Annotated in this window: 24 protein-coding genes, 1 pseudogene and 1 riboswitch; of the genes and pseudogenes, 11 read left to right on the top strand and 14 right to left on the bottom strand. The window is 70.8% G+C overall.

Annotated features, from left to right (window positions below; genetic code table 11):
• Positions 1–294 precede the first annotated feature (294 nt).
• On the top strand, positions 295–645 hold the full coding sequence (locus tag ACZ7J0_RS24895) for an ArsR/SmtB family transcription factor (RefSeq protein ID WP_470890826.1): 351 nt from the start codon (positions 295–297) through the stop codon (positions 643–645).
• Entirely contained in the window at positions 642–1,097 is a 456-nt protein-coding gene (locus tag ACZ7J0_RS24890; RefSeq protein WP_470890824.1) for an SRPBCC family protein, read from the top strand. Before ACZ7J0_RS24895 ends, ACZ7J0_RS24890 begins: the two co-directional genes overlap by 4 nt.
• Positions 1,098–1,146: 49 nt before the next feature.
• Here ACZ7J0_RS24890 and ACZ7J0_RS24885 read toward each other — a convergent pair whose 3' ends face one another.
• Positions 1,147–2,736: a hypothetical protein gene (locus tag ACZ7J0_RS24885; RefSeq protein ID WP_470891116.1), complete on the bottom strand. Its 1,590-nt coding sequence runs from the start codon at positions 2,734–2,736 to the stop codon at positions 1,147–1,149.
• Positions 2,737–2,972: 236 nt separating this feature from the next.
• Positions 2,973–3,581 (bottom strand): phosphoribosylanthranilate isomerase, encoded by a 609-nt coding sequence (locus ACZ7J0_RS24880; protein ID WP_470890822.1) that lies wholly within the window; start codon positions 3,579–3,581, stop codon positions 2,973–2,975.
• Between the two features lie 194 nt (positions 3,582–3,775).
• On the opposite strand from ACZ7J0_RS24880, the gene ACZ7J0_RS24875 reads away from it, so the two are divergent.
• Positions 3,776–4,270, top strand: a complete 495-nt coding sequence (locus ACZ7J0_RS24875) for a peptidylprolyl isomerase (protein ID WP_468713240.1) — start codon at positions 3,776–3,778, stop codon at positions 4,268–4,270.
• Positions 4,271–4,392: 122 nt separating this feature from the next.
• Here the strand turns inward: ACZ7J0_RS24875 and ACZ7J0_RS24870 are convergent, their stop codons facing one another.
• From ACZ7J0_RS24870 to ACZ7J0_RS24850, 5 genes are all read right to left on the bottom strand, one after another.
• Positions 4,393–4,644, bottom strand: a complete 252-nt coding sequence (locus ACZ7J0_RS24870) for a hypothetical protein (protein WP_470890820.1) — start codon at positions 4,642–4,644, stop codon at positions 4,393–4,395.
• Between the two features lie 222 nt (positions 4,645–4,866).
• Positions 4,867–5,127 carry a WhiB family transcriptional regulator gene (locus ACZ7J0_RS24865; RefSeq protein ID WP_468713244.1) on the bottom strand — a complete coding sequence of 87 codons (261 nt, stop codon included), beginning with the start codon at positions 5,125–5,127 and terminating at the stop codon, positions 4,867–4,869.
• 207 nt (positions 5,128–5,334) lie between these two features.
• Positions 5,335–5,496, bottom strand: a complete 162-nt coding sequence (locus ACZ7J0_RS24860) for a hypothetical protein (protein ID WP_470890818.1) — start codon at positions 5,494–5,496, stop codon at positions 5,335–5,337.
• A 21-nt stretch (positions 5,497–5,517) separates the two neighbouring features.
• Positions 5,518–5,757, bottom strand: a complete 240-nt coding sequence (locus tag ACZ7J0_RS24855) for a hypothetical protein (RefSeq protein WP_470890816.1) — start codon at positions 5,755–5,757, stop codon at positions 5,518–5,520.
• A gap of 47 nt (positions 5,758–5,804) precedes the next feature.
• The gene (locus tag ACZ7J0_RS24850) at positions 5,805–6,518 is read right to left on the bottom strand and encodes an alpha/beta fold hydrolase (RefSeq protein ID WP_470890814.1); all 714 of its coding nucleotides are present in this window, start codon (positions 6,516–6,518) and stop codon (positions 5,805–5,807) included.
• A 204-nt stretch (positions 6,519–6,722) separates the two neighbouring features.
• Between ACZ7J0_RS24850 and ACZ7J0_RS24845 the strand changes: the two genes are divergently transcribed.
• A complete protein-coding gene (locus ACZ7J0_RS24845) occupies positions 6,723–8,048 on the top strand; it encodes a phytase (protein ID WP_470890812.1) in 1,326 nt (441 codons plus the stop codon).
• Positions 8,049–8,193: 145 nt separating this feature from the next.
• Here ACZ7J0_RS24845 and ACZ7J0_RS24840 read toward each other — a convergent pair whose 3' ends face one another.
• Positions 8,194–9,030 carry a transglycosylase SLT domain-containing protein gene (locus ACZ7J0_RS24840; RefSeq protein WP_470890810.1) on the bottom strand — a complete coding sequence of 279 codons (837 nt, stop codon included), beginning with the start codon at positions 9,028–9,030 and terminating at the stop codon, positions 8,194–8,196.
• A gap of 2 nt (positions 9,031–9,032) precedes the next feature.
• Positions 9,033–9,187: riboswitch (cyclic di-AMP (ydaO/yuaA leader) on the bottom strand.
• Positions 9,188–9,820: 633 nt separating this feature from the next.
• Between ACZ7J0_RS24840 and ACZ7J0_RS24835 the strand changes: the two genes are divergently transcribed.
• Entirely contained in the window at positions 9,821–11,119 is a 1,299-nt protein-coding gene (locus ACZ7J0_RS24835) for a serine hydrolase domain-containing protein (RefSeq protein ID WP_470890808.1), read from the top strand.
• A 66-nt stretch (positions 11,120–11,185) separates the two neighbouring features.
• On the opposite strand, the gene ACZ7J0_RS24830 is transcribed toward ACZ7J0_RS24835, so the two are convergent.
• From ACZ7J0_RS24830 to ACZ7J0_RS24820, 3 genes are all read right to left on the bottom strand, one after another.
• On the bottom strand, positions 11,186–11,389 hold the full coding sequence (locus ACZ7J0_RS24830) for a hypothetical protein (RefSeq protein WP_470890806.1): 204 nt from the start codon (positions 11,387–11,389) through the stop codon (positions 11,186–11,188).
• 163 nt (positions 11,390–11,552) lie between these two features.
• Positions 11,553–11,918 (bottom strand): SRPBCC family protein, encoded by a 366-nt coding sequence (locus tag ACZ7J0_RS24825; protein WP_470890804.1) that lies wholly within the window; start codon positions 11,916–11,918, stop codon positions 11,553–11,555.
• A 138-nt stretch (positions 11,919–12,056) separates the two neighbouring features.
• Positions 12,057–12,443 carry a VOC family protein gene (locus tag ACZ7J0_RS24820; protein ID WP_470890802.1) on the bottom strand — a complete coding sequence of 129 codons (387 nt, stop codon included), beginning with the start codon at positions 12,441–12,443 and terminating at the stop codon, positions 12,057–12,059.
• 284 nt (positions 12,444–12,727) lie between these two features.
• On the opposite strand from ACZ7J0_RS24820, the gene kstD reads away from it, so the two are divergent.
• The 3 genes from kstD to ACZ7J0_RS24805 all read left to right on the top strand — a co-directional run bounded on the left by kstD (position 12,728) and on the right by ACZ7J0_RS24805 (position 15,851).
• Entirely contained in the window at positions 12,728–14,545 is a 1,818-nt protein-coding gene (gene kstD / locus ACZ7J0_RS24815; protein WP_470890800.1) for a 3-oxosteroid 1-dehydrogenase, read from the top strand.
• A 10-nt stretch (positions 14,546–14,555) separates the two neighbouring features.
• Positions 14,556–15,497 (top strand): universal stress protein, encoded by a 942-nt coding sequence (locus ACZ7J0_RS24810; protein WP_470890798.1) that lies wholly within the window; start codon positions 14,556–14,558, stop codon positions 15,495–15,497.
• Positions 15,498–15,605: 108 nt separating this feature from the next.
• Positions 15,606–15,851 carry a hypothetical protein gene (locus ACZ7J0_RS24805; protein ID WP_470890796.1) on the top strand — a complete coding sequence of 82 codons (246 nt, stop codon included), beginning with the start codon at positions 15,606–15,608 and terminating at the stop codon, positions 15,849–15,851.
• Between the two features lie 33 nt (positions 15,852–15,884).
• Here the strand turns inward: ACZ7J0_RS24805 and ACZ7J0_RS24800 are convergent, their stop codons facing one another.
• Both ACZ7J0_RS24800 and ACZ7J0_RS24795 read right to left on the bottom strand, forming a co-directional pair.
• The gene (locus tag ACZ7J0_RS24800; RefSeq protein WP_470890794.1) at positions 15,885–16,709 is read right to left on the bottom strand and encodes a maleylpyruvate isomerase family mycothiol-dependent enzyme; all 825 of its coding nucleotides are present in this window, start codon (positions 16,707–16,709) and stop codon (positions 15,885–15,887) included.
• A gap of 651 nt (positions 16,710–17,360) precedes the next feature.
• Positions 17,361–18,650: a YncE family protein gene (locus tag ACZ7J0_RS24795; protein ID WP_470890792.1), complete on the bottom strand. Its 1,290-nt coding sequence runs from the start codon at positions 18,648–18,650 to the stop codon at positions 17,361–17,363.
• Positions 18,651–18,796: 146 nt separating this feature from the next.
• Here ACZ7J0_RS24795 and ACZ7J0_RS24790 point away from each other — a divergent pair, with 146 nt between their 5' ends.
• From ACZ7J0_RS24790 to ACZ7J0_RS24780, 3 genes are all read left to right on the top strand, one after another.
• On the top strand, positions 18,797–19,474 hold the full coding sequence (locus ACZ7J0_RS24790) for a TetR/AcrR family transcriptional regulator (protein ID WP_470890790.1): 678 nt from the start codon (positions 18,797–18,799) through the stop codon (positions 19,472–19,474).
• Positions 19,475–19,888: 414 nt separating this feature from the next.
• Positions 19,889–20,773 (top strand): SIS domain-containing protein, encoded by an 885-nt coding sequence (locus ACZ7J0_RS24785; protein ID WP_470890788.1) that lies wholly within the window; start codon positions 19,889–19,891, stop codon positions 20,771–20,773.
• 3 nt (positions 20,774–20,776) lie between these two features.
• Complete coding sequence (locus ACZ7J0_RS24780) at positions 20,777–21,643, top strand: class II fructose-bisphosphate aldolase (RefSeq protein ID WP_470890786.1); 867 nt, start codon at positions 20,777–20,779, stop codon at positions 21,641–21,643.
• 52 nt (positions 21,644–21,695) lie between these two features.
• Here ACZ7J0_RS24780 and ACZ7J0_RS24775 read toward each other — a convergent pair.
• Positions 21,696–21,795 (bottom strand): annotated as a pseudogene (locus ACZ7J0_RS24775) (IS481 family transposase); the annotation flags it as partial.

Below are 21,795 nucleotides of genomic sequence, written 5' to 3'. Positions count from 1 at the left end.
CACCCCCGGGCCTCTGTCGCACACCGAGCTCAGCCGTCCCGAGCACGCCAGTCGCGCACCTCCAATCCGTCACCCCCGACCACGGAGGGCCGCGAGGCCCGCGCGCCGGGAAATCGCCCCCACGCGAGGCAGCCGGCCGCCCGTGGCGCCCGCCGGCCGTCCCGCTTCCCTTCATCCACCTCGAGCGCCCTTGATCGACTTGATAGGTAGGAATTTTCCTACCTATAGTGGCGTCATGAACATCACCCACTCCCGCTTCGCCGCCGCCCGCGTCCCCGCCGGCTCGTGAGCCCGATGGCCACAGGGGACACCGACACGACCGAGGGTCGCGTCTTCTCGGCGCTGGCCAGCCCGGTGCGCCGTGAAGTGCTGCGGCTGCTGCGTGAGGAGGGCGCCCAGCCCGTCGCGCAGTTGGCCGGTCACTTCGACATGGCCCGCCCGAGCTTCTCCGAGCACCTGCGGGTGCTGAGGGAGTGCGGACTGGTCAGTGAGCGCAAGGTGGGCCGCCAGCGGCTGTACGAGCTGGAGGCCGGCCCCTTGCACGAGCTGCAGGACTGGCTGGATCCGTTCGAGCGGTTCTGGCGCGCGAAGCTCCGGAAGCTGGGCTCCCTGCTCGATGCGATGGATGAGGATGACGACGAATGACGGATGACACGGACCTGACCGCAGTACACGTCGACCAGTTCCTGCCGCACCCGCCCGCGAAGGTGTGGCGGGCGCTCACGGAACCGGACCTGATCGCCCAGTGGCTGATGCCCGGCGACTTCCGGCTGGCGGTGGGCCACCGCTACACGATGCGGGCCGTGGCCATCCCGGCGACCGGGTTCTCCGGGACCGTCCAGGCCGAGGTGCTGGCGTTCGAGGAGCAGAGAATGCTGCGGATCGGCTGGCAGGACGCCGACCCCGAGCAGGGCGTCGACGTCGACTGGACCATCACCTGGACCCTCGAGCCCGAAGGTCGCGGGACCCGGCTGTTCCTCGAGCACGAGGGCTTCGAACCCGACAACCCCCTGCAGCAGAAGGCCCGCACCATCATGGGCGGCGGCTGGCGCTCTCATGTCATGCGGTCCCTGGAGGCGGTACTCGACCGGATCTGACGGCCCCTGCCCCGGCGAGCGCGGCACGTGTCGCTGGATGCCGCCTCGCTCAATACGACAGAGGGAGGGAGTGGGGAAGGTAGGGGGCGCAGAGGCGGTAGCGGCCCGCCCTCGGGACGGTGAGACGGGACCAGGGACCCGCGGGGGTCACGGTCGCGCCGCCACCCGCCCGCAGCCACGGGGAATACCGCACGCGGACCGTCACGGAGCCCGGCTCGTCCACCTGGACCACCAGCGAGGCGGCTGTCGAACGGACCACCCGGGCCGGGCCCTTGACCATGGGCACCGGGCGGGCGACGGCGAAGATGGTCCAGTGTCCGTCGCGCCAGACGGGCTTCAGATAGGGCGGGCCGGCTTGTACGAGCGCCGCTTCCGCGGTGGCCGGTCCGTCCGGGACTCCTGCCTGGAGGACGACATGGCTGACGGCCCAATGGTCGAGCCAGGCACGGTACGTGCTCGCGCTGAAGGTGCCGTCGTAGAACAACCTGCCCCGTTCCACGTCCAGTTGACGGTTCCACCCGCGCGCCAGATGGAACCGTCGCCCCAGCAGCCACGCCTCACGGTGGTCGCGGGCGGGCACCACCTCGATGCGTGAGCGGCCGGCTCCCAGGCGGAGCAGTTGGCCGGTCACCTCGTGCGTGTGCGCGGCCCGGGCCGGCACGGGAGCCGAGTGCCGCAGGTCGTCGGCGCTCTTGCCCAGGACCCACAGGGAAGCGGCCACGGCGGCCATGGTCAGTACGGCCGCCCGGGTACGCGAACGGGACTGCCGCGGCGGCCCCGCCAGGCGTGCGGCCAGCAGGACGGGCGGCCCCGCGATCAGGGCGAGCCGTTCGACGTTCGATCCGATCGGTGAGGTGATCAGGAGGGTCAGCAGGATTCCGATGCCGTAGAGGGCCGCGCCCGCCCGCACCAGCCCCCAGGCGCGCGGCGCGGCCCAGGCCGTGGCGACGCACATGACCAGGGGCACCGCCGCGGTGCGGGCGGTCATGGGCTGCTCTCCCCAGTACGGGAACGCGCAGGCGACCAGCAGTTGGACGACGGCGACCGGAACGAGCAGCGTGATCGCTCTGCGCCTGTGCCGCAGGAGCAGATGCGCGGCTCCCGCGACCAGGAGGAAGAGGCCGGCCATGGGACTTGCCCCGGTGGCCAGGGCGGCGACGGCGGCGCCCACCGCAGGGCGGTGGGCCTGGTGGCACGCCCAGCAGGCCGCCGCCACTCCGACCGCGAACGTCGTACGGCCGGAGGCGATGTCACACCACAATGTCACCGCCGCCAGCACGGCCGGCCACTGAGGCGCGGTCACAGGCAGTCGGCAGAGCAGCGCCGCGAGCGCCCAGGTCGCCCCGAGGCCCGCTGCGACCGAAACGGTCCGCACCCCGCCGAATGCCATCAGATGCGGGGTGATCAGGCTGTAGTTGGCCGGGTGCACGCCGCCGTACCAGGAGAGGTTGTACGCCGATCCCGGGTGCTGTCCTGCGAAGTCGGCCCACGCCACCTGAGCTGCGAGATCACCCGCCGGCGTCGCCAGCCACAGCGCCCACACCGCGTACAGCGGCACTGCGACGGCCGTCACCAGCAGCGGAACCCGGACCCCGGCCGTGGACGGGCGGACGACGGCGAGCGAGACGCCTGGCGACATGAGCACGGCTGGACTGTAGGGCAGCGCCCCGCGTCGGACGCCCGCCTGCGGGCGGGCGCGCCGCGTGGCCGGAATTCGCCGTCAGCGCGTCCGCCCTCCGCACACGAATCCATGCCCACGGGTGTCCTCGCGCGCAGCGGCCAGGCCTGCCGGAGCCGCTCCCCGAGTGACCTCCTGCCCGGCGTCGTGCGATGGCCGTCGGGCTGAGACCTTCTCCGCCGCCCCGGCGTACGGTTCTAGGCGCCGCGAGCGGCCTCGATGAACGCCGTGATCATCGCGGGGCTCTTGACGCCCCGGCTGATTTCGATGCCGCTGGAGACGTCCACACCCCAGGGGCGCGTCGCGCGGACGGCCCCGGCCACATTGCGCGGATCGAGCCCTCCGGCGAGCAGCCACGCCTGATCCGGCTCGGGCAGCCGCTTCCCCGACCGGTCCCACACCTCGCCCGCGCCCGGCACCGGCGCGTCGAGCAGCAGGATGTCCTCGCCGCGCTCCCCGTGGCGCGGCACCTCACCCCGGACGGACGCGCCCCGGATCAGGGTCAGCCCGTCCGGGCGCAGGGCGTCGTAGTAGGCGAGGTCCTCGTCACCGTGCAATTGCGCGGCGCGCACGCCGCTCGCGTCCAGGAAGACCCGTACGTCCTCCAGCGGCTGGTTGCGGAACACACCGACCGTCATGATCCCTTCCGGGACGCGTCCGGCCAGCCTGCGCGCGGTGGCGGCGTCGACGCGGCGGGGGCTCTCGGCGAAGACGAAACCGATGGCGTCGGCGCCCGCCTCGACGGCGGTGTCGACGTCCCGCTCGGTCCGCAGACCACAGACTTTGACGAACAAGGGGTGGTCCACGTGCGCTGCTCCCGTTCCATGGCTCTGCCGACCGCGTTCACCGACACGCTAGTACCTGCGTGCCCGGAGGCGGTCCCGCCGTAGGGCGCCCTGATCAGGGAAGAGTGTGGCGAGGAGGGCCGTCCGGGCACGGTTTTCGCACGTGGAGTGACCCTTGTGCACAGTCCAGTGACCGAAGGTGTCAGGATGAAGCCATGAGTAACGTGTTCTTCGACATCACCATCAACGACGAGCCGGCCGGCCGGATCGTCTTCCAGCTGTTCGACGACGTGGTCCCCAAGACCGCGAAGAACTTCCGCGAGCTCGCCACCGGTGAGCACGGGTACGGCTACGAGGGCTCCGGCTTCCACCGCGTCATCCCCGACTTCATGCTCCAGGGTGGCGACTTCACCAATCACAACGGCACCGGCGGCAAGAGCATCTATGGCGAGAAGTTCCCGGACGAGAACTTCCAGCTGAAGCACACCAAGCCGGGTCAGCTGTCGATGGCCAACGCGGGCCCGAACACCAACGGCTCGCAGTTCTTCATCACGACGATCGTCACCGACTGGCTCGACGGCAAGCACGTCGTCTTCGGCGAGGTCGTCGAGGGCATGGACGTCGTCAAGAAGATCGAGGGCCTGGGCTCCCGCACCGGCGCCACCAAGGCCGACATCAAGATCGCGAAGTCGGGCGTCGTCGACGCCTGATCGCCGCCCTTCTTGCTGAGCCGCGTCAGCCGCCTTCCGTCCGGCCGGTCCGGGCGGAGGGCGGCTGCACGGCGGGCACTCCGGTGTTCGGTATCTCCGGCGTCTCAGGAATCTCCGGTGTCTCAGGACTGTCCGGTGTCCCTGAGCTGTTCGAGCGACGTGCTCACGACGTACTCCGCCTCGTGAGCGGCCCGGGACATGCCGGGTACGAGAAAGTCGTCGCCGGTATTCGCGGCCCCGGCTTCGGAGGTCTCCGCGACACGTTCGCTCCACTGCTTCGCCAGCTCTTCCTGGCGCGGCGCGCTCTCCTGTCGGACGCGCGCGCGGCTCTCCGGTGAGAGGGCGTTCAGGAAGTCGCTCAGAGCCTCGGTCATGGCTTCAACGGATCCGTTCGTCTCGGGCGCTCGCATGCTGCTCGCTTGTTGCCTGGAGATACCCGCCAACAGGCCGCATGGGGCCAAGAGCAACGGAATCCACTCGGATGCGAAACCCGCGTACGGGCTCGCACCGCACCTCCCGCCATCAAGGACCAGGGTCCGGACGTCCGCGCCGAGGGGCGCGGCCAGGTCGGCCGGGCGGCGTGAGGCCGCCGCTGCCTAGGCGGACCGGCGGCGGGCGATGCGGCGCTTGAGCGCGCGGCGTTCGTTCTCGTCGAGGCCACCCCAGACACCGGTGTCCTGGCCCGTCTCCATGGCCCAGGACAGGCACTGCTCCCTCACGGGGCAACGCCGGCACACGGCCTTCGCCTCGGCGGCTTGCAGCAGCGCGGGGCCCGAGCTGCCGATGGGGAAGAACAGATCCGGGTCCTCGTCCAGGCAGGCGCCCTCGTGCCGCCAGTCCTGTCGCCATTCCGTCATGAGTCGGCAATCCTTCCTCTGCGGTGTGGTGGGGACCGCCCCGCGGCATCGGCGGGGGCATTCTCTTCGGCTGACCGTCATCACCGGGTCCAAACACCAAAGTCCGCTTCGGGAAGCGACTTTGAGACGCGCTCCCTCCTCACGTCGTCGCGTCGAGGCTGAGAATGCCGAGGCCATGGACCACTTCAATGCCCCGCGTCGGGGGGTTCAGTTGGTCGGCAGTGGCGCCGGGACGGCAGCCAAGGTCACCGTGCCGTCCGGCAGGCACTCCATCAGGACGTCCCCGGAGAGCGGATAGAGCCAGAACCCCGGCTGGGCGTCCTGGATCTCCCGCGCGTGACGAACCAGTACTCCGGCGGGCAGAACCACCGTGGGGATGACGAAGTTGCTTCAGAAGACGGCGACGAGATCTGCTCGGGCCACATACGGGGCGAGCAGCTCAGCGGCCACAGCGGCCCAGGCCTCGTCGTCGGCGCACCATCGCTGGTCCAGAAACGGCGCGGCGCTCCAGTCCAGCTCGCAACTGTTGCGCGCCGGGAACCGGTTCAGGCTCACCGCCTGCAGCCGGCGGCTGTCGGCGTGGTCGAGCAGGAGGACGTCGTCCGCCGCCCCCTCCTGACGGTCGGTCATGAGACGCGGCAGGTACTCGGGCCGGCTTCCGTAGCCATCGGGCCCCATCAGGCACCCCGAGGCCCGGGACCGGCCGACCGCAGGAGGATGCCTGCCAGCTCGCGCGGCCGGGAGAACATGGGCCAGTGGCCGGTGTCCATCTCCACCAGCTGCCACAGTTCGCCGGTGAGCAGCTCGGCCACGTCGTCGTTCGGCTCGGCGCCGTCGAGCAGGCACTTGATGTAGGTCGCCGGAAGCTCGCCGATCGGGCGGGCCAGGACGGCGGGCTCGGTCAGGGTGGCGCCCGGGTGGGGTGTCGAGCCGCCCACGATCAGGGCGATCTGCTGGCCGGTGAGTCCCTGGCCCGCGTAGTCGGCTGCCGTCAGCGGCGCCCAGAAGCCGTCGTTCTCGGCTATCGACGCCTCCACCATGGCCCGGCCGTCCGGCCAGGCGGAGACGAACGACTCGCCGTCGACGGGCACGTTCGCGTCGACGAAGACGACGCGGGTCAGCCGGTCACCCAGTCGTGCGGCGGCCTGGCCCACGGGTATGCCCGCGTAGCTGTGGCCGACGAGGACGACGTCGTGCAGCCGGCGGCGCTCCACCTCGTCGACGATGTCCCGCACATGTGTCTGCTGCCCAGCGGTTTGGCCCTGCTTCTCGGCGAGACCGGACAGCGTCAGAGCCAGGGCGCCGTGGCCGGCCGCGCGCAGTTCCGGCACCACGTCGTCCCATGCCCACGATCCCAGCCAGGCGCCTGCCACCAGTACGAAGTTCGTCATACCGGCAACGTAGCCGAGGGGTACGACACTCCTCGGCGGGCACTCGTAGGGGGGCACTCCTTGTCGCGCACTCCAGGGCGGGCACTCCCTGCGGACCGGCGGACGGCCGTTCGAGCGGTCGGATTCATCGCGCGCACATGTCCTCATCCCGCTCCGTACGCCGAGGCGTCATCCATCCGCACCACTCTCCCGACCGTGAACGTCATGTCCCCGACATGCAGGAGAATCTCTGTGACCAGGCTCCGCCCCTTCCGTTCGGCCGCGCTCGTGGTCGGCACGGCCCTGACGGCACTGGCCGCGACCGTCCCCGCCGCCGCGCACTCCGCGGGTTCGCTGCCGGTTGTCGTCGCCCGCGCGGAGACGGCCACGCTGTACGACGACGAGGCGGGCGACAACGCCAACGCGGACGACCCGGCCATCTGGCGCAACCCCGCCGACCCGGACCGCAGCCTCGTCATCGCCACGGCCAAGGAGGGCGGGCTGCGCGTCTACGACCTGGACGCCCGCCAGGTGCAGTCGATCCCCGCCCCTCCCCCGCCGGGACCGGACGACGCTCCGGGCCGCTTCAACAACGTCGACCTCATCCACGGTCTGCGGCTGCCGTCCGGCCGCGTCGACGTGACGGTGACCACGGATCGCGGTCACGACCGGCTCCGGATCCATCGCATCACCCCGGGCCGGCCGGGCGGCCCGCTCACGGAGATCACCGACCCGTCCGCCCCGCCGGTCTTCTCCTCCGGTCAGGAAGAGATCAACGACCAGCAGACCGCCTACGGCCTCGCCACCTGGACCGACCCGTCGACCAGGCGCTCGTACGCGCTGGTGAGCCGCCGCAACCGCACGACGGTGGCCCTCCTGGAGCTGGTCGCCACGCCCGCGGGCACGGTGACGTACCGCAGGATCCGCGCCCTCGATCTCCCCTCTGCCTTCCGCCTGCCGAACGGCACTTCATGGTCGCCCTGTGCCGAGCCGGGTGAACTCCCGCAGGTCGAGGGCATGGTCGTGGACCCGGCCAACGGCATGCTCTACGCCGGGCAGGAAGACGTCGGGATCTGGCGGCTGCGTGCCGATCTCACCGGCACCCCGAAGCTGGTGGACAAGGTCCGTGAGTACGGCGTGCCGGGTGTGTACGACGAGAAGACCGAGGAGTGCGTCAACGGGAACGATCCCGGCTACGGCGGCCCCCACCTCGCGGCCGACGTCGAGGGGCTCACTCTGCTGACCGAGCCCGACGGGGACGGCTACCTGCTCGCGTCCAGCCAGGGCGACAACACCTTCGCCGCTTACGACCGGGAAGTCGCCGACGCGAACGAGTACGAGGGCGGCTTCCGTGTCGCCGCCGGCCGGACTCTCGATGGCTCCGAGGAGTGCGACGGCGCCGCCGTCCTGAACGCGCCGCTGGGCAGGAGGTACCCGCACGGTCTCCTTGTCGTCCAGGACGGTCACGACACCCCGGCGGACGGGACGCGTGAGGCCACCGGCTTCAAGTTCGTGGACCTCGGGGACGTCCTGGAGGGCATCGACGACTGACGCCGCAGGCGGGGCGCCGGCGCCGGGACCCGCGGGCGGGAGCCCCGGCCCCGGCGCCGCCCCCTCCGGAAACGCCGACAGGACGTCCTCGCGAGGAGGGCGTCCTGTCGGCGGGTCCGCCTCGGCGTGCTGAGGCGTGGGGGTACTAGTACGGGCCGTTCACGTTGTCGATCGAGCCGTACCGGGCGGCCGCGTAGTTGCACGCGGCGGTGATGTTGGCGACCGGGTCGTAGGAGTCCATCGACGTACCGGGCACGTGGTAGGTCTGGAAGGTCGGGTCGATCACCTGGAGCAGGCCCTTGGACGGGATGCCGGCCATGGCGTTGGAGTCCCAGTTGTTGATGGCCAGCGGGTTGCCCGAGGACTCGCGCATGACGTTGCGGTGGATGCCGTCGTACGAGCCGGGGATGCCGTGCTTGGCCATGATGTCCAGCGACTCCCTGATCCAGCCGTCGAGGTTGTCGGGGTAGGTCGTGGCGGACTCCGCGGCCGCGGGGGCCGCGCTCAGGGTGCTCGGCCGCGTGGAGCGGTCGGCGCGGTCGGGCTCGGCGGAGCGCTTCGGCGTCTTGGCCTTGGCCTTCGCCTTCGCCGCCTCCGACGCGGAGGGCTCAGCCGCGATCGTCAGCTTGAGGCCCGGGCGGATCAGGGACGGGTTACCACCGATGGCCCTGCGGTTGTCCTGGTAGAGCCGCTTCCAGCCGCCGGTGAGCGAGTGCTCGGTAGCGATCTTGGAGAGGGAGTCACCGGGGACCACGCGGTAGATCCCGGGCCCTGCCTTCTTGGCGGCGGCCTTCGGCGCGGCCGCGACCGTCGACGTGACGCTGCTCTGTGCGGTGGCGGACTGCGCCGCGTTCGGCGCGGCACCGGCTGTGGTGGCGCCGATCACCGGAAGAACGAGCGCGGCACCACCGGTGCCCGCGACGGCGATACCTCGGGCGAGCGAGTTCTTCTTGGGGCGGCGGTGCTTTCCCTTTGCGGGCATGTCGAATTCCTCTCCGGCGCCTGCGAGGTGAGCTGTCGGGTCGGACTGGAGATGCCCGGCCGCAGTGGCTGCGACTTCACCCCAAGACGTTCCGGATTTCCGGATCGACGGCTTACCTGGGTCCCCCGCTCCTGCCGTGGGTGAGTGGGTTCGGATTCCGGAAGGCGGCAGGATTCGGCGGTCCATCCGGATTGACCGTGACGTTAAGCGAGAGAGACGCGGCGAGACAAGGCCAGAATTCACGACCGCATTCGAAATGAGCGGGGAAGATCGCGAAAAGCATGCCATCGGACCTGAAGCCGGAACTCAACTCTCTTTCCGCAGAACAGTTCTGGGCGGAGCCCTCATTCGCCCTCACGATCGGTGACGTGACTGACATCACCTCGCGTCGCTGCGGGAAGGACCTTTGCCACAACAGGAGTTGAGCATGCGAAAAGTCCGCATAAGACCGTCTCATTCATGTCTTAATGGGCAATAGACGCAAACCGACGATAGGGGCAATATCGGACGCAAGCGGGCATTCGCCCCTCGTCCGGGACGGGTCCGCTCCCTCACGCTGCCTGCCGTCTGTGCCTCCGGGAGGGGTCCGGGCGGTCCCGCGAATGACAAATGTCATCCCTTCCTCTGATGCGAGTCGTCCTGTCGGAGGACGGCAGCACAGAGCCCCGCGAATGAGGATGGAGGCGCCGTGCGCGCGGTGCGCGCGAGCCGAGAGAACGGGGCTTTTCCCATGCGCTTAACCGAGCCGGGCGGCCGCCCGAGCCGTCGGAGAGTTCGACTCGCGACCGCTGTGGCGTCAGCAACTCTGCTGTCGCTCACCGTCGGTGTACTCCCTGCCCACGCCACACCCCCCAAGTCCGCCCCCTCCGCCCGGTTCGCGGAGGCCGCCGCCCCGGCGGCGCATCTCCCCGAGCTCGACCGCAAGGCGCTGCGCGCATCGCTGGAGGCGTTCCACCGGGCGGGAATGTACGGCGCCTATTCGGCGGTCCGGGAAGGATCCGAGGAGTGGCGGGGGGCGGTGGGCGTCGCCGACGTGACGACCGATCGCCCGATGCGGCCCGATTTCGAGCACCGGATCGGGAGCATCACCAAGACGTTCACCTCGGTCGCCGTCCTCCAACAGGTGGGCAACGGACGCATCGACCTGGACGCGCCGATCGGCCGCTATCTTCCGGAGCTGATTCCGGGAGAGCGAGGTCAGAAGGTGACCGTCCGGATGCTGCTCAACCACACGAGTGGCATTGCCGATTACATCCTGCCCGCGTTTCCCGGCCTGGTGGAGAACCCCGGAAAGACACTCGACGAGAACCGCTTCCGCCATGTGGCTCCGGAGGAACTCGTCCGTCTCGGTCTCGCGGCCCCGCCGGTCGCGGAGCGCGGCACGCACTCCTACTCGAACACGAACTACATCATCGCCGGACTGCTGCTGAAGAAGGTCACCGATCAGGAGCCGGAGAAGTACATCGCCCAGCACGTCATCCGCAAAGCCGGCCTCCGCCACACCTACTTCCCGCGCTCCCCGTACATCTCCGGACCGCACGCCAGGATGTACGAGTCGATGTACGGCTATATCGATCCGCCCCGCGACTACAGCGTCTACGACATGTCATGGGGTGGCACCGCAGGTGCGATGGTGTCGACGATGGCCGACCTCAACGACTTCTACCGCCGCTTGCTCGGCGGAAAGCTGCTCGGCGCCGCCGAGTTGCGGGAGATGAAGACGACCGTCCCGGCCTACGAGCCGGAGCCGGGCCAGGAGGCGCGCATGCGCTACGGCTTGGGTCTGTACACCCTGCAGATGCCCGGAGGCGGCTGGTACTGGGGGCACGACGGGGGCGTCTTCGGTGCCGGAACCTGGGCCCTGTCCACCGAGGACGGCCGCCGCCAGGTCGCCATCGGCTACAACCTGATGAAGTACGAGCGGTACGACGACCAGAACAAGCCGAAGCCGGACCCGATCGGCGACGCGCTGGTCGGCTACGTCGACGGCGCCCTCAGCGGCCGGGCGAAGCCCCGGCTGCGACAGCCGGGGCCCGGCACACCGCTCTCGACCCATCCCTTCGTCACGCCGGAACAGCTGCGCGGCTGAAGGGCTTCCGCGGGGTGATGACGACCGCCCCCGCCGCGGTCGTCATCACCCGCACAGCGGCGCGTACTACGCCCAGGGGCCGGCCTCCTGGGTGGGGACATCGCCTCCCGCGACGCCGTCGACGGTCTCCTCCATCAGCGAACCGACGGAGGCGTCCGGGAGGTGGTCGAGGCCGGTGGTGTCGGCCGACGCGGAGGGGGGCGGGGTGACGAGGGCCGTGACAATGCCTGCGGCGAGGGATGCGACGGCGAGCATGCTGCGCTTCTTCATGCCCGGTTCAACTGCTGACGCCCGCTCGGGTCACGGTCGGATACCGGCGGCAGAGCGGAAGCCGGGGGCGTCGTCTATGTCGATGTCCCGGTGGCGTCCCGCTCCAGCAGGTTCTTGAGCGCCTGCTCGTTCTTCGGCATCTCCTTGCGGGCGAACGGGCGGATCACGAACGGGACGAGGACCTTCCGATGCCGTGCGACTCGAAGTCGATGGACAGGGTCAGGCGGGAGCGCTCGCCGTTGTCGAGCGGTTCGATCGTGCCCTGCACGTCTCCGCGGACCGGGCCGTCGACTCCGTGCAGGTGCCACCTTCTCGGCGGGTCGAACTCCGTGACCTCCATCGTCATGGGGAACTCCCGGCGACCGACCCGGCGCCGCACGGCGACACGGGAGCCCACCGTGAGCGGCGCGTCGCTCATCGGCCGGGCCGACACGGCGCTCTCCTGCCATTCAGGCAGATGGGTCGGGTCGGTCACATACGAGAAGACCTCTTCGGGGCGACGGGAAATGTCGATGCTTTCCCTGATCACTGCTATGCACCCTCTCACGCCCCCCTTTGTTGTCTCTTCATACGAATGATCCCACCTGGGAGCGCCCGGCGCCATGGGGCGGCCGGGGTCGGGAAGAGGTGCGTGAAGAGGGCCCGGACTCCGAGGCCGGGGCGGTGCTCAGCCCTCCTGGAAGACCGCGATGACATTGCCCGCCGGGTCCGTGAACCAGGCGACGGTCGGACCGCCCTCAGTGCGGACGATGCCCTTGTCGTCCGCGTCGAAGTCGGGGTACCGCTCGAACCGCACGCCGCGACCGGCCAGCTCGTCCACGGCCGCCTCGATGTCGTCGACGGTGAAGTTGAGGACCGTGAAGCTCGCCGGGGTGTGCTTCTCCTTGGGGTAGACCATCACCTTCCCGCCGCCCTCGAGGGTCAGGTGGAGCATCCTCATGTCCTCCCGGCCGCCCTCCTCCACCGCGAGTCCGAGCGTGTCGCCGTAGAACTGCCGGGCCTTCGCGATGTCGTCCACCGAGAAGCTGCTGAACGCCTTCGTATTGCGGAACATGGCCGTCATTCCCTTCCAGCACGAGCCGATTGACCGCCTGCCAGGCCACACCATGGGCCACCGCGCCGTGACCGGCGCCACGCCGCAGCGGCCAGATGCGTCCCCGGAATCACCCTCCCGGGCACCCAACAGCGCCGGACGTCTCTTGACTTCACAAGACCCCCGGGCCACATTCCCCTGACACGGCATCAGGACCGTGGCTCCCCGGGCGTTCGCCTCCCCGTGGCCCACGCGCCCGCGCCCCGTACGTCACCGTCCCGAGTCCCCGACCGCTGGAGCTCACCATGCCCGAGAGCGCGGATTCCGTGAGCGAGACAGCGAACCGCCCCACGCGACGGCGGTTACTGGGTGCCACGGGCGCCGGGGTCGTCCTCGCCGCCGGTGGCCTGGCCGGAGGGCGGGCGTACGGCGCGACTCCACCCCCCGTGGCCGGCGAGTACGACGTCGTCGTGGTCGGTGCGGGAGCGGCGGGCATGACCGCGGCGCTGACCGCGGCCTCGCGGGGGCTACGCACCGTCGTCGTCGAGAAGGCGCCCACGTACGGAGGGTCGGCGGCCCGCTCGGGCGCCGCCGTCTGGATACCGAACAACCAGGTGCTCCGGGCCGCCGGTGTTCCCGACACGCCGCAGAAGGCCGCCACGTATCTCGCCGCGGTCGTCGGCGAAGAGGTCTCCGCGGAGCGTCAGCGGGCCTTCCTCACCCATGGCCCGGACATGATCTCCTTCGTCATGTCCCACAGCCCGTTGCGCTTCCGGTGGATGGACGGATACAGCGACTACTACCCGGAGCTCCCCGGCGGTCTTCCGGGAGGCCGGTCCATCGAACCCGACCAGCTGGACGGCACCCTTCTGGGCCCCGAGCTGGCCCGGCTGAATCCCCCGTACCTGTCCGTCCCGGCCGGCATGGTCGTCTTCGGGGCCGACTACAAGTGGCTGGCGCTGTCCGCCGTCAGCGCCAAGGGCGCGGCCGTCGCCACGCAGGCGCTCGCCCGGGGCGCCGAGGCCGCGCTGCGTGGGGAGAAGCCGCTCACCATGGGGCAGGCGCTGGCAGGGGGCCTGCGCGCCGGACTGCTGGCGGCCGGAGTACCGGTCCTGCTCAACACCCCGCTGACCGATCTGTACCTGGAGAACGGCGTCGTCACCGGAGTGATCGTGTCGAAGAGCGGCGCACCCGCCCTGGTGAGGGCGCGACGCGGGGTCATCGTGGGGTCGGGCGGCTTCGAGCACAACGCGGCGATGCGCGCGCAGTACCAGCGGCAGCCGATCGGCACCGCGTGGACGGTCGGGGCGAAGGAGAACACCGGCGACGGCATCCGGGCCGGTCTGCGTGCCGGCGCCTCGCTCGACCTGATGGAGGACGCGTGGTGGGGGCCGGCTCTTCCGGTACCGGGCGACCCGTACTTCTGCCTCGCCGAGCGCACCCTGCCGGGCGGCCTGATCGTGAACGCGGCCGGCGGCCGGTTCGTCAATGAGGCCGCCCCGTACAGCGATGTCGTGCACGTCATGTACGAACGGCACACCAACGCGCCGCACATTCCGGCCTGGCTGATCGTCGACCAGAACTACCGCAATCGCTATCTCTTCAAGGACATCGCCCCGACGCTGTCCTTCCCCAACGAGTGGTACGACTCCGGAGTGGCGCACAAGGCCTGGACGCTGGACCAGCTGGCCGCGAGGATCGGTGTCCCGGCGGCGGCTCTGCGCGCGACCGTCAACCGCTTCAACGGCTTCGCCCGGAACGGCGCGGACCCCGATTTCCGGCGCGGGGACAGCGCGTACGACCACTACTACACCGATCCCGCGATCCGGCCGAACTCGTGTCTGGCGCCGCTCTGGCTGGCGCCCTTCTACGCCTTGAAGATCGTTCCGGGCGACCTCGGAACCAAGGGCGGGATGCGCACCGACGCCCGGGCACGGGTGCTGCGCCCCGACGGCTCGGTCATTCAGGGGCTCTACGCGGCGGGCAACGCCAGCGCCGCGGTGATGGGGCACAGCTACGCGGGCGCGGGTTCGACCATCGGCCCCGCCATGACCTTCGGCCATGTCGCGGCCAACGACATCGCCGACGGGGCGGCCGTCCGCGCTTCGGACAGGCCCGCATAAGTACGGGCAGATGGGTTACGCGCTGCATGTGACCAATAAGCCAGTAGTCGTCGCCGTTGATGGTTCCGAGCACAGCCACAGGGCGCTGGAGTGGGCCCTCGGGGCGCCCGAGGGGCTCGACGCCGGTCTGCTCGTGGTGCACGTCAGGTCCGACGCGCTGCAGCTCGGGCGGGCCCGGATCGAGTCGCTGGGCGAGGAACCCGATCCCTCCGACACCGTGCTGGACACGGTCCGCGCCGGACTCGCGGATCGCGCGGACACCCTCGCCGTACGGTACGAGTCCCTTGATGGATCCGTGCCGGACGCGCTGATCGCGGCGGGGCACGGCGCGCAGCTGATCGCGGTCGGCGCGCGCGGGCGCGGAGGGGTGGCGAGCGCACTCCTCGGGTCCACCAGCCGGGCCCTCGCCTCGTCAGCGCCCTGTCCGGTCGTGGTCGTACCGCACCACACGCGCGCCGAGGCGCTCGGAAGCGGCGCGGGCACGGGACGCGTACTCCTCGGCCTCCATCCGGAGGACACCGACGACGCCGTCGTCGACTTCGCCTTCCGGGCGGCCCGGCGGCGAGGCGTGGAACTCGAGGTCGTCACCGCCTACCCCGTCCCACCCTCCCCCGTGGTCCTGATGGGCTCCCCGGCTCCGGTGATGCCCCTGCCCGACATGACCGGAGACAGCGGAGAACTGGCCCGGGAGGCGGCGGGCAAGCAGGCAGGGCGGCTGCGCCCCTTCGCCGAGCGCTACCCGGAGGTCCGGGTGCTCCCTGGCGTGACACCGGCGGACGCGACCGGGCCTCTGATCACGGGTTCCAAGGACGCGGCTCTTGTGGTCGTGGGCCGACATCGCCACCGTATGCGGGCGGAGACCCTGCTCATGGGGTCCGTCGCGCACACCGTGGTGCACGAAGCCGAGTGCCCGGTGGCGGTCGTGCCGCCTCAGCCGCGGCTCCAGGCCTGATGCCGGCGCGGCGACGATGCCGTTGATGAGTACATGAGTACGTGCGGGCGGTGAATCTGAGTACGCGGAGGGATCCCGCGACGGCGCGTCGTTGGTGGAATTCAATCCATGACCACTGACACGCCCCGGCACCCGCGCATGCACCATGTCACGACCGCCGGAACAGCCCTGGCCGCCGCCCTGCTCCCACTGGTGGTCGGCGTCCTGCTGGCGAAGGTGATGGCCGCGGATCCCATGAGCCCGGTCAACGCGATGATCACCAATGGTGGCCACCGCGCACCGGTCTCGCCGGCCCACTGGAGCCGGTGCGGCCGGAACCGGCTGCGCCGGAGGAGAGCCGCGTCGCGCGTGTGACCGACAGTCAGAGCCGGGAGGGCGTCCAGCGGTTCATACCGGTGGTACGAGAGTGAAGTAGCGCTCGAGGACCGATCGGTCGCCCTCGACCGCCAGTCTGTCCGCGGGAAGGCGGTTCCAGAGGAACAGCATCACGTCCGATGCCGTACCGGCCAGCTCGACATCGTGCGCCGCGTCGCCGCGGCTCGTGTCCGGGGCATCGCCGGTGTGCGTGGTGAGACGGATGTCGTCCCCCTCGAAGCGCACGGTCCACACACCCGTGCCGTCGGTCTGGCGGAGCCGGAAGCGTTCACCGGCTCCCGGGGGCGCCTGCTGCCAGGACCGGCGGGCCGGCGCCATGACCTCGAAGGTGTGGCTGATGGCGTCCGCGGCGAGCCCGGCGTCCATGGGCCGCCCCGTTCCGATCGTTTCCTCGGCGTCCCAGCGGTGGACGGCCGCCTCGATGGTCTGGACGCGCAGCCAGAAGCCTGCGGTCTGCTCCGCCGACCACGTCCAGACGGGCTCGGCCGGGTCTCCACTCCTGAACAGCGACTCCAGGGCGGCCGCCCCCTCCGCGAACCAGTCGGGCAGAGCCGCGGGCATCGGTCCGCGGTTGGGCGCGTCCTGCGGCAGCGGCCAGCCGTCGAGATCGGCCGGCAGATCGAACAGGCCGAGGTCCGTGGCGTCGGGCGGCTCCGAGAGCCGTTCCCTGAGGATGCGCGCGACATAGCGGTGCACCCCGCCCAGATGCCCCACCAGGTCGGAGACCGACCAGCCGGGGCAGGAGGGGACCAGCGGCGCACCGTCAGCGGCGGCCGCCTGCCGGACGGCGCTCTCGAACGCCACGATCTCGCGATGGAAAACGGAGAGGTAGTCCATGGCCTCACTGTGCCACTCCTGAATGACCGCTGATACGACGCCAGGTGGCCCAACCGGGATCAGGCCATGGACGCGTCCGGTTCCGCTCGGCCGCCCCCGGACACGAGCGGGTCCAGCGGCGCGGCTGCTTCGCGCGTCCGGGTCGGTGGGGTTCCGTGGACGGGACGCGCGTACGCACCCACGTACCGACGAGGGAGAGACATCGCCATGGCCGACTACCGCATCGAAACCGTCCGCAACGGCTTCCGGAACTGGACGGCCCGCAACGACCGTGGCGCCGAGGTCCGGATCGGCGCCGCCGACGACGCCGGCGCGCAGCCGTCCTTCACGCCCGTCGAGCTGCTGCTCGCGGCGATGGGCGGCTGCGGCGGCCTGGTCGTGGACCGGACCGCCCGCGCGGTCGAGCACGACGAGCTGCGGATCGTCGTGGAGTCCTTCTCCGGTCCTCGGGACGACGGGCGGATCGGCAGGATCCGGGTCAGTTACGCAAAGCGTCGGCAGCCGACCGCACGACTTCTGGAATCCGGCCAGAAGGTGGCCACTTCGGATTCCAGGATGGTGCGTGCGGCGGCTGCTCGGGGGCGCATGTCCCGGGCAGCCACCGCGTCGCGCTTCGCCGATGTTCGTACGGAGACTCGTGCGCCGGGCCGGTCAGTTCGTCGCGGGGCCGGTCCAGTCCGCGCCGACGTGGCCGACGCGCACGCGCTGGGGGTGGTCGCCCACGGCCACCGAAGCGATCTTCCGGCCGGTGGCGAAGTCGATGGCGGTGACCCGGTCGGCGCCGCTCTCGGAGATGATGCAGGCCTTTCCGTCACCGCTGACGGTGGCCCAGTAGGGCTTCACGGCCGGTACCAGCGGGCCTTCCTGGAGGGTGGCGCGGTCGACGACGGTCGCGTAGTCGTCCATCGTCCCGGCGACGCAGAGCTTGTCGCCGGCCGGGTTCATGGACAGACCGTGATGGCGGGAGTCGTTGACCCAGGTGGTGCGGTCCTCGCTGGTCGCGGGGTTCTTCGGGAGCGTCTTCAGCCGGGTGATCCTGTCGGCGGCGACGTCGTACTCGAGGAAGCCGTTGAAGAACGAGACCTGGAAGTACAGCGTGGACTCGTCGGGGGTGAAGGCGACGGGACGGACCGCGTCGGAGAGGTCCTTGCGGCCGAAGGCGTCGAGGCGCTGGCGCATGTCGATGACCTTGACCTGCTGGAAGGTACGGGCGTCCACGACCGTGATCCGCCGGTCGCCCTTCGTCCAGTCCATGGTCCAGTGGTCGAGGGCCGTGTTGACCTCGCCGATGGCCATGTTCCAGAGGCGGGTCCCGCCGTCGGTGAAGACGTTCTCGTGGGGCTTGTCGCCGGCCTTGAAGGAGCCGAGCTGCTTTCCGCTGCCGATGTCGAGGACATGGACGGTGTTGGAGGTGGAGGCCGAGACGGCGACGCGTGTGCCGTCGGGCGAGACGGCCATGTGATCGGATCGGTAACCATCCACGGCGAAACGCCAGTTGATCTTCCCAGTGGCGAGGTCGATCGACACGACGTCGGCGAAGCTGGGGCGCGAGACGACGACGGCCGTACCGTCCGGGGTGGAGTACATGTCGTCGACGAACTGGTCGTGGCCTTCGCCCGCCGTCTCGCGGATGCCGAGGAAGAAGGCGAGCTTCAGGGGGTTGAGGTGGATCTCGCGCAGCCGCTGCGCCTTGTCCGGGATGACGTCGATCCGGCCTATTTTCGTGAACTCGCCGGTGGAGGCGATGACATCGGCGGTTCCTTCCCAGTTGTTGCCCACGAACATCACCTCGCGCAGGCCGGCGCTGTCCGTTCCCTGGGCCGTCGCGGCGGCCGAGGTGTTCGCGAGGACCACGGCCAGCGCGGCGGCGAGTGCGCCGGCCACCCGGCGGGTGCGGCCCGCGCGGGCCGGGCGCAGGGGCCGGGGGCGGAGTGCAGACATCGTTGTTCCTTCCGTGGGGGGCTGGAGCATCGAGGCGCAGTCTGAAAATGTCTCTGTTCAGATTTACCGGACGGTAACGAGGGCCGGGGTACGCCACAACCCCCACGACGCAAGAAGATTGGGGCACCGAGGCGAGGAGGCGGACGGTGGCGGCGGGCAAACACCCCATCCGGGTGTACGGGGGGCGCAGTGCGGAGGACCGGCGGGCCGAGCGGCGGCAGCGGCTGCTCGACGCCGGGATGCGGCTGTTCGGGGAGGCGCCGGGGTATCGCGGGACGACCATCACGTCCCTGTGCGAGGCGGCGGGGCTGTCGACGCGTCAGTTCTACGAGGAGTTCAGGAGTCTGGAGCAGGTACTGGTCGCCCTGCACGGCCTCATCAACGACCGCGCCGAGGAGGCGGCCGCCGAGGCCCTCGCGTCCTCGGCGGACCTGCCCCTCGCACGGCGGGCGGCGGCGGCGTTCCGCGCCTACGCCGAGGCGGTCGTGAACGATCCGCGGCATGTGCGGATCGCGTTCGTGGAGGTCGTCGCGGCAGGGCCCGAGCTCGAACGCCGGCGCATGGAGCGCCGCGCGCGCTGGGCGGAGATGATCACGGCGGAGGCCGAGCGTGCGGTCGGCCTCGGGGAGGCGGCCCCGCGTGACTACCGCATCGCGGCTCAGGCGTTCGTCAGCGCGGTCAACGGTCTGCTGACGGACTGGAGCGCGGGCTGCGTGGAGGCCACTCTCACCGAGGTCGTCGACGAGCTCGTCCGCATCCTGCTCTGCATCGTGGGCGACTCACCGGGCGGTCCCCATCCACCGCACCCCCGCGATAAGGAGTGAACGGCCGCCTGCCTTCGTGGCCGCTCCCCCCCGCACCGAGACGGGAGCCAGCCGCGTCGACGTGGCGGTGCGGGACCGACTGGGCGCCGTCGACGACCACGAGCGCGCCGACGGCGTGGGCGCGCGGTCCGCGAGCAGGCGGACGGGGTTGATGGCGCAGCTGGCGGAGTGCGGTGCGCAGGGGTGCGTCCGGTGGTTCCCGCGCTCGCACGCGGCCCGCCGCTGGTGCACGACGAAGTCAGTAGGTCACACCTCCCGGCACGGCACCCGCCGGCCGCACCACAGATCACCTCACAGCGCCCCCGGCTCTCCTTCGCCGGGGGCGCTTTCAGCATGGAGCCGAATGCTTGTACTTGCTCGAAGAATGGCTATACCTTGCATGAACGAGCAACCGGGTGAAAGTGAGTGTGCGTCATGAGACATGTCGAGACGGAGCTGGCCAGCCAGCCCGACTGCTGGAACCGCGCCGCCGACCTGGCCGGGACCCGGAGCGACACGCTCCCCCAGCCCGGAGAGCGGGTGGCGATCATCGGCTGCGGCACCTCCTTCTACATGGCGCAGGCGGCCGCCGCGCTGCGCGAGAGCGCGGGTCACGGCGAGACCGACGCGTTCGCCGCCTCCGAGTTCCCGGCCGGGCGCCGCTACGACCGGGTCGTGGCACTCACCCGCTCGGGCACCACCACCGAGGTGCTGGGCCTCCTCGCCGAACTGCGCGGCCGCACGCGCACCCTCGCCCTCACCGCCGACGCCACCACCCCGGTCATGTCGGCAGCCGACGACGTGGTCGTCCTCGACTTCGCGGACGAGAAGTCGGTGGTGCAGACGCGGTTCGCCACCACCGCCCTCACCCTCCTGCGCGCCCATTTCGGTCTGCACACCGAGGCGGTCGTCGACGACGGGCGGGACGCGCTGGTCGAGCCGCTGCCGGGCTGGCTGGTCGACTGCACGCAGTTCACCTTCCTCGGCCGGGGCTGGACCGTCGGTCTGGCCAACGAGGCCGCGCTCAAGATGCGGGAGGCGTCCCTGTCCTGGACCGAGTCCTACCCGGCCATGGAGTACCGGCACGGTCCCATCAGCATCACCACGCGCTCCACGGCGACCTGGATGATCGGCGACTCCCCCTCCGGCCTGGCGGACGAGGTGCACGCCGCCGGCGGTATGTGGGTGGCCGGGGGCCTCGACCCGCTCGCCGAGCTGGTCCGGGCGCAGCGGCTCGCGGTCGCGGTCGCCGCCGCCCGCGGGCTGAACCCGGACCGCCCGCGTCACCTCACCCGTTCCGTCATCCTCGCCGGAGCCTGACCGATGCCGCTCGCCGAAACCGGCGCCCTGGTCGCCGAGGCCGCCGCCGCACGCGGCGCCGTGGCCGCGTTCAACATCATCACGCTGGAGCACGCGGAGGCGGTGGTGGCCGGGGCCGAGGCCGCCGGCGCCCCGGTGATCCTGCAGATCAGCGAGAACGCCGTGAAGTTCCGCTACGGACGGGTCCTGCCGCTCGCCCGGGCCGCGGCGGCGGTCGCCCGGGCGGCCGGGGTTCCGGTCGCCCTCCACCTCGACCACGTCAAGAGCACCGAGCTGCTGCGGCAGGCCGCCGACGCCGGGTTCAGCTCGGTGATGTACGACGCGGCCCATCTGCCGTACGGGGAGAATCTCGCCGCCACCCGGGCCGCCGCGGTCTGGGCGCACGGCCGGGGTCTGTGGATCGAGGCCGAGCTGGGCGAGGTGGGCGGCAAGGACGGCGCCGCACCGCTCGACGCCCACTCCCCCGGGGCACGAACCGACCCGTGGGAGGCGCGGGCCTTCGTCGGCGCTTCCGGCGTCGACGCGCTGGCCGTCGCGGTCGGCAGTTCGCACGCGATGACCGACCGGACCGCCGCCCTGGACCACGATCTGATCGCCCGGCTGGACAAGGCACTGCGGGTGCCGCTGGTGCTCCACGGTTCCTCGGGTGTGCCGGACGACGAACTGAGGACAGCGGTGGCCGGCGGGATCGCCAAGGTCAATGTCGGCACCGCCCTCAACATCGCGATGACGCGGGCGATCCGCGCGTATCTGGCCGCCCACCCCGAGGCGGTGGACTCGCGTACGTACCTCTCGGTCGGACGGCAGGCGATGGCCGACACGGTGACCGACCTCATCGGGGTCCTGGACCGGTCGGCTCCCCGGGCGTGACGTGCGGGGGCCGCGGCACGTGCTGCTGTGCCGCGGCCCCCGCATGTACGACCTAGCTGTATTGACCCGGAGGGTTGTTGACGCGGTTGATGGGTGGGTGTCCGTCGAGTGCGGTGTGGCTGCGGTGGTGGTTGTAGGTGTGGAGGAAGTCT

The sequence above is a fragment of the Streptomyces sp. NPDC038280 genome, from assembly GCF_055600045.1.
This window is presented reverse-complemented; position numbering and strand designations above follow the sequence as displayed.

Bases quoted from the DNA above. Each gene is read 5' to 3' on its own strand.
- ACZ7J0_RS24895 (WP_470890826.1), top strand. From the start codon at position 295: ATGGCCACAGGGGACACCGACACGACCGAGGGTCGCGTCTTCTCGGCG.
- ACZ7J0_RS24890 (WP_470890824.1), top strand. From the start codon at position 642: ATGACGGATGACACGGACCTGACCGCAGTACACGTCGACCAGTTCCTG.
- ACZ7J0_RS24885 (WP_470891116.1), bottom strand. From the start codon at position 2,736: ATGTCGCCAGGCGTCTCGCTCGCCGTCGTCCGCCCGTCCACGGCCGGG.
- ACZ7J0_RS24875 (WP_468713240.1), top strand. From the start codon at position 3,776: ATGAGTAACGTGTTCTTCGACATCACCATCAACGACGAGCCGGCCGGC.
- ACZ7J0_RS24870 (WP_470890820.1), bottom strand. From the start codon at position 4,644: ATGACCGAGGCTCTGAGCGACTTCCTGAACGCCCTCTCACCGGAGAGC.
- ACZ7J0_RS24865 (WP_468713244.1), bottom strand. From the start codon at position 5,127: ATGACGGAATGGCGACAGGACTGGCGGCACGAGGGCGCCTGCCTGGAC.
- ACZ7J0_RS24855 (WP_470890816.1), bottom strand. From the start codon at position 5,757: ATGACCGACCGTCAGGAGGGGGCGGCGGACGACGTCCTCCTGCTCGAC.
- ACZ7J0_RS24850 (WP_470890814.1), bottom strand. From the start codon at position 6,518: ATGACGAACTTCGTACTGGTGGCAGGCGCCTGGCTGGGATCGTGGGCA.
- ACZ7J0_RS24845 (WP_470890812.1), top strand. From the start codon at position 6,723: ATGTCCCCGACATGCAGGAGAATCTCTGTGACCAGGCTCCGCCCCTTC.
- ACZ7J0_RS24840 (WP_470890810.1), bottom strand. From the start codon at position 9,030: ATGCCCGCAAAGGGAAAGCACCGCCGCCCCAAGAAGAACTCGCTCGCC.
- ACZ7J0_RS24830 (WP_470890806.1), bottom strand. From the start codon at position 11,389: ATGAAGAAGCGCAGCATGCTCGCCGTCGCATCCCTCGCCGCAGGCATT.
- ACZ7J0_RS24820 (WP_470890802.1), bottom strand. From the start codon at position 12,443: ATGTTCCGCAATACGAAGGCGTTCAGCAGCTTCTCGGTGGACGACATC.
- kstD (WP_470890800.1), top strand. From the start codon at position 12,728: ATGCCCGAGAGCGCGGATTCCGTGAGCGAGACAGCGAACCGCCCCACG.
- ACZ7J0_RS24810 (WP_470890798.1), top strand. From the start codon at position 14,556: ATGGGTTACGCGCTGCATGTGACCAATAAGCCAGTAGTCGTCGCCGTT.
- ACZ7J0_RS24805 (WP_470890796.1), top strand. From the start codon at position 15,606: ATGACCACTGACACGCCCCGGCACCCGCGCATGCACCATGTCACGACC.
- ACZ7J0_RS24800 (WP_470890794.1), bottom strand. From the start codon at position 16,709: ATGGACTACCTCTCCGTTTTCCATCGCGAGATCGTGGCGTTCGAGAGC.
- ACZ7J0_RS24795 (WP_470890792.1), bottom strand. From the start codon at position 18,650: ATGTCTGCACTCCGCCCCCGGCCCCTGCGCCCGGCCCGCGCGGGCCGC.
- ACZ7J0_RS24785 (WP_470890788.1), top strand. From the start codon at position 19,889: ATGAGACATGTCGAGACGGAGCTGGCCAGCCAGCCCGACTGCTGGAAC.
- ACZ7J0_RS24780 (WP_470890786.1), top strand. From the start codon at position 20,777: ATGCCGCTCGCCGAAACCGGCGCCCTGGTCGCCGAGGCCGCCGCCGCA.